The 17280-nt window shown below is 69.0% G+C and carries 15 protein-coding genes; 11 read left to right on the plus strand and 4 right to left on the minus strand.

The genetic code is table 11. The features are described from left to right. The first annotated feature begins 1 nt into the window (after position 1). From ftsW to lpxC, 8 genes are all read left to right on the plus strand, one after another. Positions 2–1306 carry a putative lipid II flippase FtsW gene (gene ftsW, locus ACYVJH_RS12625; RefSeq protein ID WP_460455005.1) on the plus strand — a complete coding sequence of 435 codons (1305 nt, stop codon included), beginning with the start codon at positions 2–4 and terminating at the stop codon, positions 1304–1306. Then, entirely contained in the window at positions 1303–2388 is a 1086-nt protein-coding gene (gene murG / locus ACYVJH_RS12630) for an undecaprenyldiphospho-muramoylpentapeptide beta-N-acetylglucosaminyltransferase (RefSeq protein WP_460455006.1), read from the plus strand. The genes ftsW and murG overlap by 4 nt, the downstream gene beginning before the upstream one ends. Then, the gene (gene murC / locus ACYVJH_RS12635; RefSeq protein ID WP_460455214.1) at positions 2388–3821 is read left to right on the plus strand and encodes a UDP-N-acetylmuramate--L-alanine ligase; all 1434 of its coding nucleotides are present in this window, start codon (positions 2388–2390) and stop codon (positions 3819–3821) included. Before murG ends, murC begins: the two co-directional genes overlap by 1 nt. After that, positions 3818–4789: a D-alanine--D-alanine ligase gene (locus ACYVJH_RS12640; RefSeq protein WP_460455007.1), complete on the plus strand. Its 972-nt coding sequence runs from the start codon at positions 3818–3820 to the stop codon at positions 4787–4789. Before murC ends, ACYVJH_RS12640 begins: the two co-directional genes overlap by 4 nt. Beyond that, entirely contained in the window at positions 4786–5505 is a 720-nt protein-coding gene (locus ACYVJH_RS12645) for a cell division protein FtsQ/DivIB (protein WP_460455008.1), read from the plus strand. Before ACYVJH_RS12640 ends, ACYVJH_RS12645 begins: the two co-directional genes overlap by 4 nt. Beyond that, entirely contained in the window at positions 5502–6737 is a 1236-nt protein-coding gene (gene ftsA, locus ACYVJH_RS12650; RefSeq protein ID WP_339828256.1) for a cell division protein FtsA, read from the plus strand. Before ACYVJH_RS12645 ends, ftsA begins: the two co-directional genes overlap by 4 nt. Positions 6738–6819: 82 nt before the next feature. After that, positions 6820–8055: a cell division protein FtsZ gene (ftsZ, locus tag ACYVJH_RS12655; protein ID WP_460455009.1), complete on the plus strand. Its 1236-nt coding sequence runs from the start codon at positions 6820–6822 to the stop codon at positions 8053–8055. Between the two features lie 247 nt (positions 8056–8302). Further along, positions 8303–9214: a UDP-3-O-acyl-N-acetylglucosamine deacetylase gene (lpxC, locus tag ACYVJH_RS12660; RefSeq protein ID WP_460455010.1), complete on the plus strand. Its 912-nt coding sequence runs from the start codon at positions 8303–8305 to the stop codon at positions 9212–9214. Positions 9215–9281: 67 nt separating this feature from the next. Here the strand turns inward: lpxC and ACYVJH_RS12665 are convergent, their stop codons facing one another. Next, positions 9282–9788 (minus strand): DciA family protein, encoded by a 507-nt coding sequence (locus tag ACYVJH_RS12665; RefSeq protein ID WP_460455011.1) that lies wholly within the window; start codon positions 9786–9788, stop codon positions 9282–9284. Between ACYVJH_RS12665 and ACYVJH_RS12670 the strand changes: the two genes are divergently transcribed. The 3 genes from ACYVJH_RS12670 to ACYVJH_RS12680 all read left to right on the plus strand — a co-directional run bounded on the left by ACYVJH_RS12670 (position 9772) and on the right by ACYVJH_RS12680 (position 14518). Beyond that, positions 9772–10686: a M23 family metallopeptidase gene (locus ACYVJH_RS12670; RefSeq protein ID WP_460455012.1), complete on the plus strand. Its 915-nt coding sequence runs from the start codon at positions 9772–9774 to the stop codon at positions 10684–10686. The two genes, ACYVJH_RS12665 and ACYVJH_RS12670, sit on opposite strands and share 17 nt — an antisense overlap. A 130-nt stretch (positions 10687–10816) precedes the next feature. Further along, the gene (gene secA, locus ACYVJH_RS12675) at positions 10817–13558 is read left to right on the plus strand and encodes a preprotein translocase subunit SecA (protein WP_460455013.1); all 2742 of its coding nucleotides are present in this window, start codon (positions 10817–10819) and stop codon (positions 13556–13558) included. Between the two features lie 9 nt (positions 13559–13567). After that, positions 13568–14518 carry a Nudix family hydrolase gene (locus ACYVJH_RS12680; protein WP_460455014.1) on the plus strand — a complete coding sequence of 317 codons (951 nt, stop codon included), beginning with the start codon at positions 13568–13570 and terminating at the stop codon, positions 14516–14518. A gap of 19 nt (positions 14519–14537) precedes the next feature. Here the strand turns inward: ACYVJH_RS12680 and coaE are convergent, their stop codons facing one another. From coaE to ACYVJH_RS12695, 3 genes are read right to left on the minus strand one after another with little or no spacing between them, the layout of a single operon-like run. After that, entirely contained in the window at positions 14538–15146 is a 609-nt protein-coding gene (coaE, locus tag ACYVJH_RS12685; RefSeq protein ID WP_460455015.1) for a dephospho-CoA kinase, read from the minus strand. Between the two features lie 4 nt (positions 15147–15150). Beyond that, complete coding sequence (locus tag ACYVJH_RS12690) at positions 15151–16017, minus strand: prepilin peptidase (protein ID WP_460455016.1); 867 nt, start codon at positions 16015–16017, stop codon at positions 15151–15153. A 7-nt stretch (positions 16018–16024) separates the two neighbouring features. Continuing rightward, complete coding sequence (locus ACYVJH_RS12695) at positions 16025–17278, minus strand: type II secretion system F family protein (protein WP_460455017.1); 1254 nt, start codon at positions 17276–17278, stop codon at positions 16025–16027. Positions 17279–17280 lie beyond the last annotated feature (2 nt).

Below are 17280 nucleotides of genomic sequence, written 5' to 3' on the forward strand. Positions count from 1 at the left end.
CATGAGCCTTCTCGAAGAACGCGCCGGACAGGCCACCAAGCTCGAGCAGATCGCCGGTCGCTACGACCCGGTGCTGCTGGGATTGGCGCTGCTGATGGCGGGCTTTGGCGTCGTGATGGTCGGCTCGAGTTCGATCGCCATCGCCGAGGGCCTGGACGTCGGCCCCTTCCATTTCCTGGCCCGGCACGTGGTGTTCCTGGTCCTGGGCGGCGTGCTGGCCTTCGCGCTGATGCGCACCGAGCTCAAACTGATCGAACGCCACAACCACCTGTTGCTGTTCGGTTGCATCGTGCTGCTGGGCCTGGTGTTCATGCCCGGCATCGGCCACACCGTCAATGGCGCGCAGCGCTGGATCAACCTGGGCGTGTCCAAGTTCCAGGCGGTCGAGGCGGTGAAGCTGCTGCTGATCGTCTGGCTGGCCAGCTACGTCGTTCGCTACCGCGACGACATCGGCGAGAAGTGGTCGACCCTGCTCAAGCCGCTGGGCGTGGCGGGTTTCCTGGTCGCCCTGCTGCTGCTGCAGCCCGACTTCGGTTCGGCGGCGCTGATCCTGGCGATCACCGGCGGCATGGTCTGGCTGGGCGGCGCGCGCATCGGCCACCTGCTGCTGATCGGCGCCGGCGTGCTGCCGCTGCTGGTGGGCGTGGCGGTGGCCGCGCCGTACCGCGTGGCGCGCCTGAAGTCCTTCCTCAATCCCTGGGAAGACCCGTTCAACGACGGCTTCCAGCTGACCCAGGCGCTGATCGCGATCGGCCGCGGCGAATGGTTCGGCGTAGGCCTCGGCGGCAGCGTGCAGAAGCTGTTCTACCTGCCCGAGGCGCATACCGATTTCATCTTCTCGGTCAGCGCCGAGGAGCTGGGTTTCGTGGGTTCGGTGGCGATCATCGCGGTGTTCGCGATCTTCAGCTGGCGCACCTTCAGCATCGGCCTGCGCGCGGTCGAGATGCGCCGCTATTTCGCCGGCTTCTGCGCCTTCGGCGTCGGCCTGTGGATCAGCCTGCAGTCCTTCGTCTCGATCGGCGTGAACCTGGGCCTGCTGCCGACCAAGGGCCTGACCCTGCCGCTGGTGTCCTCGGGTGGTTCGAGCGTGCTGGTGACCTCCATGGCCATCGGCCTGCTCCTGCGCGTGAGCTACGAGCTCGACCGCGCCGAACGCCAGGTCGCCCGCCTGCGCGGCGGCGTGTCCGACGAGCTTGCGGTCACCGGCGAACGCGATCCGGCGTCTTCGCCCGCCGCGGTGGCGCCGCCGGTCGGCGCACGCAGTGGCCGCGGCCGCATCGAACCCAAGATCGGAGCCGTGGCATGAGCGCCGCGACCGCTCCCGTGCTGATCCTCGCCGGCGGCACCGGTGGCCACATCTTCCCGGGCCTGGCCGTCGCCCAGGCCCTGCGCGAGCGCGACGTGCCGGTGGTCTGGCTCGGCTCGGCCGGCGGCATGGAAACCCGGCTGGTGCCGCCCGCCGGCATCCGCATCGAAACCATTTCGGTCAAGGGCCTGCGTGGCAAGGGCGCGCTGGCATTGCTCAAGGCGCCGTTCCTGCTGCTGCGTTCGGTGGCCCAGGCGCTGTCGATCCTGCGCCGGCTGCGTCCGCGCGCCGTGCTGAGCTTCGGCGGTTACGCCGCCGGCCCGGGCGGCCTGGGCGCCTGGCTGCTGCGCCGGCCGCTGCTGGTGCACGAACAGAACCGCGCTCCCGGCCTGACCAACCGCGTGCTTTCGCGCCTTGCCCGGCGCGTGCTGTGCGGATTCCCCGGCAGCTTCCCGGAAGGCCGGGCCGAAGTCGTGGGCAACCCGGTGCGCCCGGCGATCGCGGCCCTGCCGGTGCCGGCCGACCGCCTGGCCGGTCGCCAGGGGCCGGCCCGCCTGCTGGTGCTGGGCGGCAGCCAGGGTGCGCATGCGCTCAATACGGTGCTGCCGCAGGTCCTGGCCGCGCTGCCGGCCGGTGATCGCCCGCAGGTGCGCCACCAGTGCGGCGAGCGCCACGCCGACGCGACCCGCGCGGTGTACGCCGACGCCGGCGTCGACGCGCAGGTCGAACCCTTCATCGCCGACATGGCCCAGGCCTACGGCTGGGCCGACCTGGTGGTCTGCCGCGCCGGTGCGCTGACCCTGGCCGAGCTCTGCGCCGCGGGCGTGGGCAGCGTGCTGGTGCCGTACCCGGCCGCGGTGGACGACCACCAGACCCGCAATGCCGACTACCTGGTCGAGGCCGGCGCCGCCGTGCTGGTGCCCGAAGGCGAGGGCTTCCGCGACCGCCTGGCCGAAACCACCCGCCGGCTGTTGCCGGCCGCTGGCGTGCGCCTGGCCATGGCCAACGCCGCGCGCGGCATCGCCCACGCCGATGCCGCCGGCCGCGTGGCCGAGATCGTGATCCAGGAGGCCCGCGCATGATCCGCCGTCGCCTGCAGGAAACCGGAGACCTGGCCCGCGCGTTCCCGCGCGTGCACTTCATCGGCATCGGTGGCGTCGGCATGTCGGGCATCGCCGAAGTGCTGGTGACGCTCGGTTACCAGGTGTCCGGTTCGGACGCCAACGAGTCCGTGGCCACCCGCCGGCTGACCACCCTGGGCGCCAGCGTGTTCCGCGGCCACGCCGCCGGCAACATCGCCGGCGCCGACGTGGTGGTGGTGTCGAGCGCGATCCGTGACGACAACCCCGAACTGGCGGCGGCCCGCGAGCAGCGCATCCCGGTGGTGCCGCGTGCGGAGATGCTGGCCGAACTGATGCGCTTCAAGCGCGGTATCGCCATCGCCGGTACGCACGGCAAGACCACGACCACGTCGCTGGTCGCCAGCGTGCTCAGCGAAGGCGGCCTGGACCCGACCTTCGTGATCGGCGGCCAGCTGCTGTCGGCGGGCGCCAATGCGCGCCTGGGCGGCGGCCAGTGGCTGGTGGCCGAAGCCGACGAAAGCGACGGCAGCTTCCTGCGCCTGAACCCCCTGGTGGCCGTGGTCACCAACATCGATGCCGACCACCTGGAAAACTACGGCGGCGATTTCGCCCGCGTGCAGGCCGCCTTCGACGAATTCCTGCACCGGCTGCCGTTCTACGGCCTGGCCGTGCTGTGCATCGACGACGCCGAGGTGGCCGAGCTGGCCGCGCGCACGCCGCGCCACCTGGTCACCTACGGCCTGGGCGAAGCCGCCGACGTGCGCGCCACCGACCTGCGCCAGGACGGGGCCGCCATGCGCTTCACCCTGCACCTGCCCGAAGCCCCGGACCAGGCCGTCACCCTGAACCTGCCCGGCGAGCACAACGTGCTCAATGCCCTGGCCGCCGCCGCCATCGGCTGGCAGCTCGGCGTGACGCCGGGCCAGATCGCCAGTGCGCTGGAGAAGTTCGAAGGCATCGGCCGGCGCTTCAACCTCAAGGGCGAGCTCGACTTCGGTCGCGGCAAGGCGCTGCTGGTGGACGATTATGGCCACCATCCGCGCGAGCTCGAGGCGGTGTTCGCCGCCGCCCGCGGCGGCTGGCCGCAGCGTCGGCTCGTGGTGGCCTTCCAGCCGCACCGCTACAGCCGCACCCGCGACCTGTTCGACGATTTCGCGGCGGTGCTTTCCAGCGCCGACGCGGTCGTGCTGGCCGATGTCTATCCGGCCGGCGAAGCGCCCATCGTCGGCGCCGACGCCAAGGCCCTGGCCCGCGCGATCCGCGCCCGCGGCCGCATCGATCCGGTGCTGGCCGGGCCCGTGCGCGAACTGCCGGGCGTCCTGGCCGACGTGCTTGAAGACGGCGACCTGCTGCTGGTGATGGGCGCCGGCGACATCGGTGCCGTGGTCGCCGACCTGGCCGTGAATGGTATCCACGGAGGGTCCCAGGCATGAGCGCCGCCAACTTCCCCGCCCCGCGCCTGACCGATCCCGCCGGCTTCGGCCGCGTGGCCGTGCTGATGGGCGGTACCAGCGCCGAACGCGAGGTGTCGCTGGCCTCCGGTGGCAACGTGCTCGAGGCGCTGCGCGCGCGCGGCGTGGACGCGCACGCGGTGGACGGCATCCCGGCCCTGGTCCCGGCGCTGGTGGAAAAGAAGTTCGACCGCGTCTTCAACATCCTGCACGGCAACAAGGGCGGCGGCGAAGACGGCGTGCTGCAGGGGCTTTGCGAAGCCCTCGGCGTGCCGGTCACCGGCTCGGGCGTGCTGGGTTCGGCGCTGGCGATGGACAAGATCCGCACCAAGCAGGTCTGGCTGGCCCTGGGCCTGCCGACGCCGCGCTACGTTCGCCTGCAGAAGGGCGCGGACGTTCAGGACGCCGCGCGCGAGCTGGGCCTGCCGGTCATCGTCAAGCCGGCCTGCGAGGGCTCCAGCGTCGGCATCACCCGCGTCTTCGACGAAGCCGGCCTGGACGCCGCCGTCGAACTGGCCGCGCGTTATCCCGGCGAACTGCTGGTCGAACAGCTGGTCACCGGCGGCGAGTACACCGTCGGCGTGCTCGGTGACGTGGCGCTGCCCTCGATCCGGATCGTGCCCGCCGGCGAGTATTACGACTACCACGCCAAGTACCAGGCCGAGGACACGCAGTACCTGTGCCCCGGCCTGGCCGGCGACGACGAGGCCGCGATCCGCAGCCTGGCGCTGTCGGCCTTCCGCGCCGCCGGCTGCCGTGGCTGGGGTCGCGTGGACGTGATGCGCGACGCCGCGGGCAACAACTGGCTGCTCGAGGTCAATACCGCGCCGGGCATGACCAGCCATTCGCTGGTGCCCAAGGCCGCGCGCGAAATGGGCCTGTCCTTCGAAGACCTGTGCTGGCGCGTGCTTGAAACCAGTCTCGCGGACGGGGAGGGCGGCCACGCATGAGCGCCCTGATGCGCATCGCCGCCTGGATCCTGGCGATCGGCCTGGTGGCACTGCCCCTGGTGGCGGTGCTCAACGGCTGGATCGCGGGCGACCGCTGGCCGATGCGCCGGCTGGCGGTCACGGGTGCCTTCGAACAGGTGGACGAAGCGGTCGTGCGCGACGCGGTAATGCCGCACGTGCAGCGCGGCTTCTTCGCGGTGGACCTGGACGACGTGCGCGCCGACGTGGCGGCGCTGCCCTGGGTCGAACAGGTGGAAGTGCGCAAGCGCTGGCCGGACCGGCTGGAAGTGAGCCTGACCGAACACACGCCGGTTGCCCGCTGGAGCGACGGCCGCATGCTCAGCGAGGAAGGCCGGCTGTTCGCCGCCCCGCCTGGCGCCGGCGCCGGCCTGCCACTTTTCGACGGCCCGGAAGACCGTGCCGGCGAACTGATGTCCTTCCACAGCCTGGCCCGGCCGCTGTTCCTGCCGCTGGGCCTGCGCGTCGAACAGGTGCGCCTGAGCGCGCGCGGCAGCTGGCAGCTGGTGCTCGACGACGGCACCCAGATCGAGGCTGGCCGCGGCGAGCCGCAGGCGAGGCTGGCGCGTTTCGCACGCATGTTGCCGCAGCTGCGCAAGGACCCGGCGCGCCGGGTCGCACGTGCGGACCTTCGTTACACCAATGGGTTCGCGATCGTCTGGGAAGACGTCGCGGTCAATGAGGAAAAGAACGCATGAATCGCAAGGGCGACAAGTCGCTGATCGTGGGCCTGGACATCGGCACGTCGAAGGTGACGGCGCTGGTGGGCGAGTACTCGCCGGGGCAGGAGATCGAGGTGATCGGCATCGGCTCGCACGAATCGCGCGGCATGAAGCGCGGTGTGGTCGTGGACATCGAGTCCACCGTGCAGTCGATCCAGCGCGCGGTCGAGGAGGCCGAGCTGATGGCTGGCTGCGAGATCCGGTCGGTGTACGCGTCCATCTCCGGCAGCCACACCCAGTGCCGCAACTCGCCGGGCATCGTGCCGGTGGCCGGGGGCGAAGTGACCTACGCCGACCTCGACCGCGTGCTCGAGGCCGCCAAGGCGGTCGCGGTGCCGGCCGACCAGAAGATCCTGCACGCCATCCCGCAGGAATACATCGTCGACAACTCCCAGGAAGGCATCCGCAATCCGGTGGGCATGTCGGGCGTGCGGCTCGAGGTCCGGGCGCACCTGGTCACCGGTGCCCAGTCGGCCGCCAGCAACGTCAGCAAGTGCGTGCAGCGCTGCGGCCTGCAGGTGGACGACCTGATCCTGAGCTCGCTGGCCTCCAGCACCGCGGTGCTGACTACCGACGAAAAGGAGCTGGGCGTGGTGCTGGTGGACATCGGTGCCGGTACCACCGACATCGCGGTGTTCGTGCAGGGTGCGATCCGCCATTCGGCCTCGCTGCCGATCGCCGGCGACCAGGTCACCAACGACATCGCCCACCTGCTGCGCACGCCCACGCCCGAGGCCGAGCAGATCAAGGTGCGCTACGCCTGCGCCCTGGCCCAGCTGGCGACTGCGGAAGAGTCGATCCAGGTGCCCAGCGTCGGCGACCGGCCGCCGCGCCGCCTGGCCCGCCAGGCCCTGGCCGAGGCGGTGCAGAACCGCTACGAGGAAATTTTCGAGCTCGTCCAGGCCGAGCTGCGCCGTTCCGGCTTCGAGGAACTGGTGCGCGCCGGCTTGGTGCTCACCGGCGGCGCCTCGCGCATGGAAGGCGTGGTCGAGCTGGCCGAGGAAATGCTGCACATGCCGGTGCGGGTGGGGATTCCCCAGCACGTGTCGGGCCTGGGCGAAGTGGTCGGCAACCCGGTGCACGCCACCGGCGTCGGCCTGCTGCTCTGGGGCAGCCAGATTGAACACCCGCGCCGCCCGACGCTTTCGGCGGGCAAGGCCGGGACGATTTGGACGAAGTTCAAGAACTGGTACCGAGGTGAGTTCTGAACGACGTCATGGAAGCACACGCGACAACAAAGCAAAAAAAACACAAGACAAACCCTGGATTCGAATCACGGAGGACGAGGACATGGCACATTTCGAACTGATCGAGAAGCTGGCACCCAACGCGGTCATCAAGGTGATCGGCGTCGGCGGCGGCGGCGGCAACGCCGTCGCGCACATGGTCAACGCGGGCGTGGAGGGCGTTGAGTTCATCACCGCCAACACCGACGCACAGGCCATCAAGCAGTGCGGCGCCAAGCTGCAGCTGCAGCTGGGTGGCAACGTCACCAAGGGCCTGGGCGCCGGCGCCAACCCCGAGGTCGGCCGCCAGGCCGCGCTCGAGGACCGCGAACGCATCGTCGAGGCGCTTGAAGGCGCCGACATGGTGTTCATCACCGCCGGCATGGGCGGCGGCACCGGCACCGGCGCGGCGCCGGTGGTGGCGCAGCTGGCCAAGGAACTGGGCATCCTGACCGTGGCGGTCATCACCAAGCCGTTCCCCTTCGAGGGCCGCCGGCGCATGCAGGTGGCGCTCAAGGGCATCGAGGAGCTCAGCCACCACTGCGACTCCCTGATCACCATCCCCAACGAGAAGCTGATCACCGTGCTGGGCCGCCAGGCCACCATGGTGCAGGCCTTCCGCGCCGCCAACGACGTGCTGCTGGGCGCCGTGAAGGGCATCGCCGACCTGATCGTCAGCCCGGGCCTGATCAACGTCGACTTCGCCGACGTCCGTACCGTCATGTCCGAAATGGGCCTGGCGATGATGGGCACCGGCGTGGCCCGCGGCGACGACCGCGCCCAGGCCGCCGCCGAGGCCGCCATCTCCAACCCGCTGCTGGACGAGGTCAACCTCTCCGGTGCCAACGGCGTGCTGGTGAACATCACGGCCGGCCCGGACTTCACCATGGCCGAGTTCGACGAAATCGGCCGCATCATCGAGGAGTTCTCGTCCGAGGACGCCACGGTGGTCATCGGCACCTCGCTGGATCCGGACATGCAGGACGAGGTGCGGGTGACCGTGGTCGCCACCGGCCTCAACCGCGGCGTCGTGCGCCAGCCGGTCCGGGCCCCGGAGCGGGAAGTGCAGCGGGCCCCGGTGAAGCTGGTGCGCAACGCCACGACCGGCATGGTCGACGACGTCGCCACCGCCCAGGCCAATGGCACCGCGATGCCGGGCGCCAACCACCTGGGCCTGCGCTCCTCGGGCCGCACCTCGGCGGGCGAGCCGGCCTCCGGCACGGCCACCGCCCTGGGCGAGCTGTCCAACGAGCACGCCTACCTCGACATCCCGGCCTTCCTGCGCCGCCAGGCCGACTAAGCGTGAAAGGGCCACCCAGGAAGGGTGGCCCGGTGTAACCCGCGGGCCTGGCCCGCGGGGCGTGTCCCCAGGGGGAGATGGAATCCTTGGCCCGCCGGCCGGTCCGGCGGGCCCTTTTCCAGCCCCAAAAACCTGAACTGGGTTGCAGAATCAATACAATTGTTTGAATGTTAGGTTTTCGTTTGTTCTTTGGTGTGCTATCGTCCTCGACGGTTTTGCGCGCTCCTGCCCCGGAGAACGCCTCAAGATGATCAGACAACGCACTCTCAAGAATGTCATCCGCGCCACGGGTGTCGGTTTGCATAGCGGCGAAAAGGTCTACATGACCTTGCGCCCGGCTGCGCCCGACACCGGTATCGTTTTCCGGCGCGTGGACTTCGACCAGCCCGTGGAAATCCACGCCAAGGCCGAAAAGGTCGGCGACACCAGCCTGTGTACGGCGCTGGTGGAGGGCAACGTGCGGGTCATGACCATCGAGCACCTGCTGTCGGCCATGGCCGGCCTGGGCATCGACAACGCCTACGTGGACCTGTCCACGGCCGAGGTGCCGATCATGGACGGTTCGGCCGGTCCCTTCGTGTTCCTGCTGCAGTCGGCGGGCATCGAGGAACAGGAAAAGGCCAAGCGCTTCATCCGCATCCTCAAGCCGATCAAGGTCGAGGAAGGCGACAAGTGGGCCCGCTTCGAGCCGTTCGACGGCTTCAAGGTCGGCTTCACCATCGATTTCGCCCACCCCATCTTCAACAAGGCGACCTCGAGCACCGAGATCGACTTCTCCACCACGTCCTTCGTCAAGGAAGTCAGCCGCGCCCGTACCTTCGGCTTCATGAAGGACATCGAGTTCCTGCGCGAGCGCAACCTGGCCCTGGGCGGTTCGATGGACAACGCCATCGTTCTCGACGACTACCGCGTGCTCAATGACGACGGCCTGCGCTACGAAGACGAGTTCGTGAAGCACAAGATCCTGGACGCCATCGGCGACCTTTATCTGCTGGGCCACAGCCTGATCGGCGCCTTCTACGGCTACAAGTCCGGTCACGCGCTCAACAACCAGCTGCTGCGCGCCCTCCTGGCCGACACCTCGGCCTGGGAAGAGGTGACCTTCGAGGACCCGGCCCTGGCGCCGATCTCGTACGCGCATCCGGCGCAGGCGGTTTGAGACCTGCGTCACACTCTTTAACGAACGTTTAACCGCAGGTTAACGACATGCCCCGTCTGCCGGGGCATCATGCCCCGTCGGTCTTGTTCCGGGGCGACTCAGCCAGCCGCAGAAGCTGGTCGCGCAGCCCCGGATCCGAAACCGATTGGGCGGTCGCCCGCAGTGAATCGCGGACGGCCTCGGAAAGTGGTTTCGGTGTTCCGGTCCCTTCGGGGATGGCAGGGTCCGGTGTAGCCACCTTCACCACCAGCGTCCTGGCCTTGAGCCCGGCCGCGGCCGCCGCGCCCAGCAGGGCGTCGGCATGAAGCCGCAGCTTGGCCTTCCAGACCGGGGCGCTGACCAGAAACACCAAGTTCTTGTCATCCACATTGGCCAGCTTGCATTGGCCGGCCAAGGTGGCGGGGAGACTCTGGCGTAGCACGGGGTCGAGTTCGCCCAGCCAACGGGCGCGTTCGACCACGCTGGCAAGCCCGGTCCCGGACAGCGCCTCGAGGGCGCGCGGGGGCAGGCTGGTTGGTGGTGACGCGCCGCGGACGAAAGGTTTGAATGAATTCGACATGATGAATGTCATCATCGCAGCAAATTTCCTCCGGTCGCCAAAAAAACTGGCGTTCGACCAGCCCAAGGTCGCCGCCACTGCCCTGGGTGGCATCGCCCTGGTCTTGAGCCTGGCCTTCGCGGCCGGTTTCCTGACCCGCGGCGCCGACGGCGCGGCCCGGGCGGAAATCGCCCGCCTGCAGGCCGAGTTCGACCAGCAGGCGCTTGAGCTGGCCCAGGCCCGCGACGAAGCCCAGCTTGAAGTGAACGCCATCGCCGCCCGAGTCGGCGAGCTCCAGGCCCAGGCCAACCGCCTCAATGCCCTGGGCGAGCGCCTTACCCAGGTCGGCAAGCTCAAGGACGGCGAGTTCAATTTCTCCGACCTGCCCGGCCAGGGTGGTTCGGAATCCGCCGAAGACGTTCAGTCCATGGAGCTGCTGGGCAGCCTGGACGCCCTCGAGGCCCAGTTCGCCCACTCCGGGCGCCAGCTCTCGGTGCTCGAATCCATGCTGTTCAACCAGAAGGTTGACAGCCAGGCCACCCCGCACCGCATGCCGGCGCCGGGCTATATCTCCTCCCGATACGGCAGCCGCAACGACCCCTTCGGTCGCGGCCGCGCCCATCACGCGGGCATCGACATCGACGCCAACTCCGGCGACCCGGTCCGGGCCGCCGCCGAGGGCGTGGTCAGCTTCTCGGGCTGGCGCAACGGCTACGGCAACGTCGTCGAGATCGACCACGGCAACGGCTACAAGACCCGCTACGCGCACAACCAGGCGAACCTGGTGAAGGCCGGCGACGTCGTGCGTGCCGACCAGCAGATCGCCAAGGTGGGTTCCACCGGTCGTTCCACCGGCTCGCACCTGCACTTCGAGGTGACGCTCAACGGCCGCCAGGTGAACCCGCGCAACTACCTGGAACGGGCCCGCGGTTGAGGCCCCGCGGGGGCTTGATACCCCCGCCCCCGTCCCCACGTTAGACTAGACGGCCGCGACGCCCCCACCGGGCTGCCGCGGCCTTCTTCTTTCCGCGTGAGCGCCCCGCGCTCCCCAACCGGCTTTCCCAATGCTCAACAGCTTGCTCACCCGCATCTTCGGCAGCCGCAACGAGCGCCTGCTGCGCCAGTTCCAGAAGAACGTCGCCCGCATCAACGCCTACGAGCCCGAGCTCGAAAAGCTCGACGATGCCGCCCTGAAGGCCAAGACCGACGAGTTCAAGGCCCGGGTCGCCGACGGCGCCAGCCTCGACGAGCTCCTGCCCGAGGCCTTCGCGGTCTGCCGCGAGGCGTCCCGCCGGACCCTGGGCCTGCGCCACTACGACGTCCAGCTCATCGGCGGCATGGTGCTGCATTCGGGCCGCATCGCCGAGATGCGCACCGGCGAGGGCAAGACCCTGGTCGCCACCCTGCCGACCTACCTCAATGCGCTGTCGGGCAAGGGCGTGCACGTGGTGACGGTGAACGACTACCTGGCCCGTCGCGACTCGGCCTGGATGGGCAAGCTGTACAACTTCCTGGGCATGTCGGTGGGCGTGGTCTACCCGGGCATGCCGCATTCGGACAAGAAGGGCGCCTACGGCGCGGACATCACCTACGGCACCAACAACGAATTCGGCTTCGACTACCTGCGCGACAACATGGCGCTGGGCAAGGACGACCGCTTCCAGCGTGGCCTGAACTTCGCCATCGTCGACGAGGTGGACTCGATCCTCATCGACGAAGCCCGCACCCCGCTCATCATTTCCGGCCCGGCCGACGAATCGCCCGAGCTGTACGTGAAGGTCAACCGGATCGTGCCCAAGCTGGTCAAGCAGGAGTCTGAGCAGGGCGAGGGCGACTTCTGGGTCGACGAAAAGGGCAAGCAGGCCCACCTGTCCGAACAGGGCATGGAACACGCCGAAGAGCTGCTTCGCCAGGCCGGCATCATCGGCGAGGACGACGGCCTGTATTCGGGCAACAACCTGGCGGTGGTGCACCACCTGATGGCCGCCCTGCGCGCGCACGCGATCTACCAGCGCGATGTCGACTACATCGTGCGCGACGGCGAGGTCATCATCGTCGACGAGTTCACCGGCCGTACCCTGGCCGGGCGTCGCTGGTCCGACGGCCTGCACCAGGCGGTCGAAGCCAAGGAAGGCGTGCCCATCCAGCGCGAGAACCAGACCCTGGCCTCGATCACCTTCCAGAACTACTTCCGCATGTACGGCAAGCTCGGCGGCATGACCGGCACGGCCGACACCGAGGCCTACGAGTTCCAGACCATCTACGGACTGGAAGTCGCCGTCATCCCGACCCACCGGCCGATGGTGCGCAAGGACCACCCGGACCTGGTGTACCTGGCCCGCCCGGCCAAGTTCAACGCGGTCGTCGAGGACATCAAGGATTGTTACGAGCGCGGCCAGCCCGTACTGGTCGGCACCACGTCGATCGAAACCTCGGAACTGCTGGCCAAGCAGCTCAAGGAGTCGGGCATCCCGCACGAAGTGCTCAACGCCAAGCAGCACGAGCGCGAGGCGCAGATCGTCGCCAACGCTGGCCGCCCGAAGGCGGTGACCATCGCCACCAACATGGCCGGCCGTGGTACCGACATCGTGCTGGGCGGCTCGCTCGACGCCGAACTGACCGCGCTGGGCGAAGACGCCGGCGAGATGGACAAGGCCCGGGTGAAGTCGGAATGGCAAAAGCGCCACGACGAAGTGAAGGCCCTGGGTGGCCTGCACATCATCGGTACCGAGCGCCACGAAAGCCGCCGCATCGACAACCAGCTGCGTGGCCGTTCCGGTCGCCAGGGTGACCCGGGCTCGTCCCGCTTCTACCTGTCGCTGGAAGACAACCTGATGCGCATCTTCGCGTCCGACTGGGTGCAGAAGGCGATGCGCGGCATGGGCATGAAGGAAGACGACGTCATCGAGTCGGGCCTGGTGACCAAGCAGATCCAGAACGCGCAGCGAAAGGTCGAGGCCCACAACTTCGACATCCGAAAGAACCTGCTCGACTTCGACGACGTCGCCAACGACCAGCGCAAGGTGGTCTACCAGCAGCGCAACGAGCTGCTGGAGGCCGACTCGGTGAACGAAGCCATCAGCGCCATCCGCGAGGACGTGCTGGTCGAAACCACGCGCCGCTTCGTGCCGGCCGAGTCGGTGGACGAACAGTGGGACCTGCCGGGCCTGGAACGCAGCCTGGCCGACGAGTTCGGCATCGCCGTGGACCTGCAGGGCCCGGCGGCCACCGAAGACGCGATCGACGAGGAGCGCATCCTGGCGCTGGTGCTGGATGCCGGCGAAAAGCTCTTCGCCGACAAGGAAGCCCAGCTCGGCGACGAAATGATGCGCCACCTGGAAAAGCACCTGATGCTCAACGTGCTCGACCAGAACTGGAAGGAGCACCTGGCGCGCATGGATTACCTGCGCCAGGGTATCCACCTGCGCGGTTACGCCCAGAAGCAGCCCAAGCAGGAATACAAGCGCGAGAGCTTCGAGCTGTTCACCGAAATGCTGGACAAGGTCAAGCAGGAGGTCGTGTCGCTGCTGGCCCGCGTGCGCATCCGCAGCGAAGAGGAGGTGGCCGCGATGGAGGCCGCCGAGCGCCAGCGTGCCGCCGCCCAGGCCAACAGGATGCAGTTCCAGCACCCGGAAACGGGTGGCTACGGCACCGAGGACGAGGCCGAACAGGCCCAGGCGATGGCTGCCGAGGGCCACGGCGTGCTGGCCCCGGCGACCCGCGAGGGTCCGAAGATCGGCCGCAACGATCCCTGCCCCTGCGGCAGTGGCAAGAAGTACAAGCAGTGCCACGGGAAGCTGGACTGATCCCGGCGTATGCCCGGCGACCGACCTAAACCCGTGCACGTGGTCGCGGCCGTCCTCAGGGACGCCCGCGGCCGCATCCTCCTGGCCCGGCGCACCGCCGGGCGCGACCTGGCCGGCGCCTGGGAGTTCCCGGGTGGCAAGGTCGAACCGGGGGAAAGCCCGCGCGAAGCCCTGGATCGGGAGCTGCACGAAGAGCTGGGCGTCCGGGTCCTGGACGCGGTGCCATTGGTGGCCGTTCCCCAGGCTTATCCGGACAAGCGCATCCTGCTCGACGTCTACACGGTCGATGCCTACGAAGGCACGCCGCGGGGCCGCGAGCGCCAGGCCCTGGCGTGGTCGCCGCTGGAAAAACTGCATGGCTACCCGATGCCACCGGCCGACCGGCCGGTGGTGTCGGTGCTGACGCGGCCGCCGCGTTACCTGATCAGTCCCGAGCCCCTGGCGCCGGCCGCCTGGCTGGCCCAGCTGGACAAGGCCCTGGCCGCCGGAGCCCGGCGCGTGCAGCTGCGCGCGCGCGGGCTCGGTGCGCAGGCCCTGGCCAATCTGGCCATGGATGCCCGCATCCGCTGCCACGCCGCCGGCGCCGATCTGCTGGTGAACGGGGAAGCCGGCCTGGCCGCCGACCTGGGCATCGGACTGCACCTGCCGGCCCGCCAGCTGATGGCGCTTTCAACCCGGCCGCTGCCGGCAGGCCAGTTGGTGGCCGCCTCCTGCCACGACGCCGACGAGCTGGCCCAGGCCGAGCAACTGGGCCTGGATTTCGCGGTGCTCGGGCCGGTGCGTGCCACCGAAAGCCATCCGGGGGCCGCTGCTATGGGCTGGGAGCAGTTCTCCCGCCTGCGTGAGGCCGTTTCGCTGCCCCTCTATGCCCTGGGCGGCCTGCGCCCCGCCGACGTCGCCACGGCGCGCAGGCACGGCGCACAGGGTGTGGCGGGAATCCGCGCTTTCTGGCCGAAGTAGGGCCGGGGCGGGGGCGTCGTCAGCCGGCCAGGCCCAGATACCGCCCATGTAACCGTCGCACCGCGGCCTCCAGGTCCGCCAGCGAGCCGTCATTGACCACCACGTCGTCCGCCATCGCCAGCCGCTGCGCACGGCTGGCCTGCGCGGCGACCATGCGCGCGGCCAGGGCCGCGTCCACGCCGTCCCGGGCCTGAAGGCGGGCCAGTTGCACGGCTTCGGGCACGTCCACCACCAGGATGCGCTGCAGCCAGGGGTAGGCGGCGCGGCCACCGCCTTCGGCCAGCAGCGGGATCGCCACCGCTGCATACGGCCCGGGCGCCGCGGCGCAGGCTGCCTGCAGCCAGGCGCGGATCGGCGGGTGCAGCAGGGCTTCGAGGTCGGCGCGGGCGGCGGGGTCGGCGAAGACCCGTTCACGCATGGCGGCCCGGTCGAGGCGTCCGTCCGGGCCGATGGCGCCGGGACCGAACCGGTCCGCCACGGCCGCCAGTGCCGGCTGCCCGGGTTCGACCACGGCGCGGGCGGCGATGTCGGCGTCGACCACCGGCACGCCCAGGGATTCAAGGACGCGGGTGGCGGCCGACTTGCCCGAGGCCACGCCGCCGGTCACCGCCACGAGAAAACCGGCCATGCGCTCAGCTCAGGCCGGTGAAATCGCGATAGGCCTGCAGCAGCTGCGGCCCCCACATCAGCTGCACCCAGCCGGCGGCGGCCAGGTAGGGGCCGAAGGGAATGGGCGTGGCGCGGTCGCTACCGCGCAGGACAAGCCACAGGCTGCCGACGATGGCGCCGATGAAGGACGACATGAGCACGATCGGCAGGATGCCCGCCACGCCGCACCAGGCACCCAGCGCGGCCAGCAGCTTGAAGTCGCCGTGGCCCATGCCCTCCTTGCCGGTGATCAGCTTGAAGGCCCAGTAGACGCTCCACAGGCTGAGGTAGCCCGCCAGCGCCCCGAAGATGGCCTGCACCGGGGATACGAACAGCGTCATCGTCGCCAGGCCCAGGCCGATCCAGAGCAGGGGGTAGGTGAGCTGGTCGGGCAACAGCGTGGTGCGCAGGTCGATGCCCGACATCGCCACCAAAAGGCCGGTGAACACCAGGGCGGCCAAACCTTCGGGGCCGACGCCGAAGCGCCAGATGCAGGCGGCGAACAGCAGGCCGGTCACCAGTTCGACCACGGGGTATTGCCAGGAAATCGGGCTGCCGCAGCCGCGGCACTTGCCGCGCAGCATCAGGAAGCTGAGGACCGGGATGTTTTCCCAGGGCGCCAGATTGTGGCCGCACTTGGGGCAGGCCGAGCGCTGCACCACGATGCCGGGCGGGGCCGGCTCGTAGTGTTCGGGTTGTTCGAGGATCTCGCGGCTGTCCCGTCGCCACTGCCACTCCAGCCGGGGAGGCAGGCGCAGGATCACGACGTTCAGGAAGCTGCCCACCAGCAGGCCGAAGGCAAGCGCGACGGCGGCCGAAAGGGCCGCCGAGGCCAGGAGCGCGTCGAACATCCGGGGCTCAGCCCGTCGTGGCGGCGAGCTTGAAGATCGGCAGGTACATGCCGATCACCATGCCACCGACCAGCACACCGATGACCACCATGATGAAGGGCTCGATCAGGCTGGCCAGGGCGTCCACGGAGTTTTCGACTTCCTGCTCGTAGAACTCAGCCACTTTCAGCAGCATGGTGTCCAGGGCGCCGGCTTCTTCGCCGATGGCGGTCATCTGCACCACCATGTGCGGGAAGATGCCGACCTGCTTCATGGCCACGTTCAGCTGGTAACCGACCGAGACGTCTTCGCGGATGCGCTTGACCGCGTCGTTGTAGACGATCGAGCCCGTAGCGCCGGCCACGGTTTCCAGGGCTTCGACCAGCGGCACGCCGGCCTTGAAGGTCAGGGCCAGGGTGCGCGCGTAGCGGGCGATAGCCGACTGGTGGAGGATCTGCCCGATGACCGGCAGCTTGAGCATCAGCCGGTCGATCGTGCGCTGCAATGCTTCGGAGCGCTTGTAGATGAAGATGAAACCAGTGACCGAGCCGACGGCGATCAACAGGATGGCCCACCACCACTTGGTCATGAAGCGGGAGGCGTTGACGATCATCTGTGTGAAGGCAGGCAGGTCGGCGCCAAAGCCCTGGAACACCGCTTCAAACTGCGGCACCACGTAGATCAGCAGGATGGAGCTGACCAGAAGTGCCACGGCCATCACCGCCGCCGGGTAGAACAGCGCCTTCTTGATCTTGCCCTTCAGGGCTTCGGTGCGTTCCTTATACGTCGCCACGGTGTCGAGCACCGTGTCGAGCACGCCGGCGGTTTCGCCGGCGCGGGTGAGATTGCGGAACAGCAGGTCGAACTGCACCGGATGCCGGGCCATCGCCTCGCTGAGCGAGCTGCCGCCGGCGATGTTGTCGCGGATGTCGGTGAGCATGTTGCTCATCCGCGGGTTCTTCTGGCCGGTGGAAAGGATCTCGAAGCTCTGCACCATCGGCACGCCGGACTGCAGCATGGTGGCGATCTGGCGGCTGAATACCGCGATGTCCTGGGCCGAGATGGCCTTGCCCGAGGCGCCGAACAGCGGCTTGGATTTTGTCTTCACCACGGTCGGGCTGATGCCCTGCCGCCTGAGTTCGGCGCGCAGCAGGTTGGCGTTCTTGGACGTGGTTTCGCCCTTCATCTTGACGCCGCGTTTGTCCGTCCCCTCCCAAAGGAATTGCTGCATATCGGAGGTACGCGTCGCGGGGGCTTTCGCTTTCGCAGCGGTGGTCGCCATGG

This window comes from Arenimonas aestuarii, assembly GCF_054781715.1.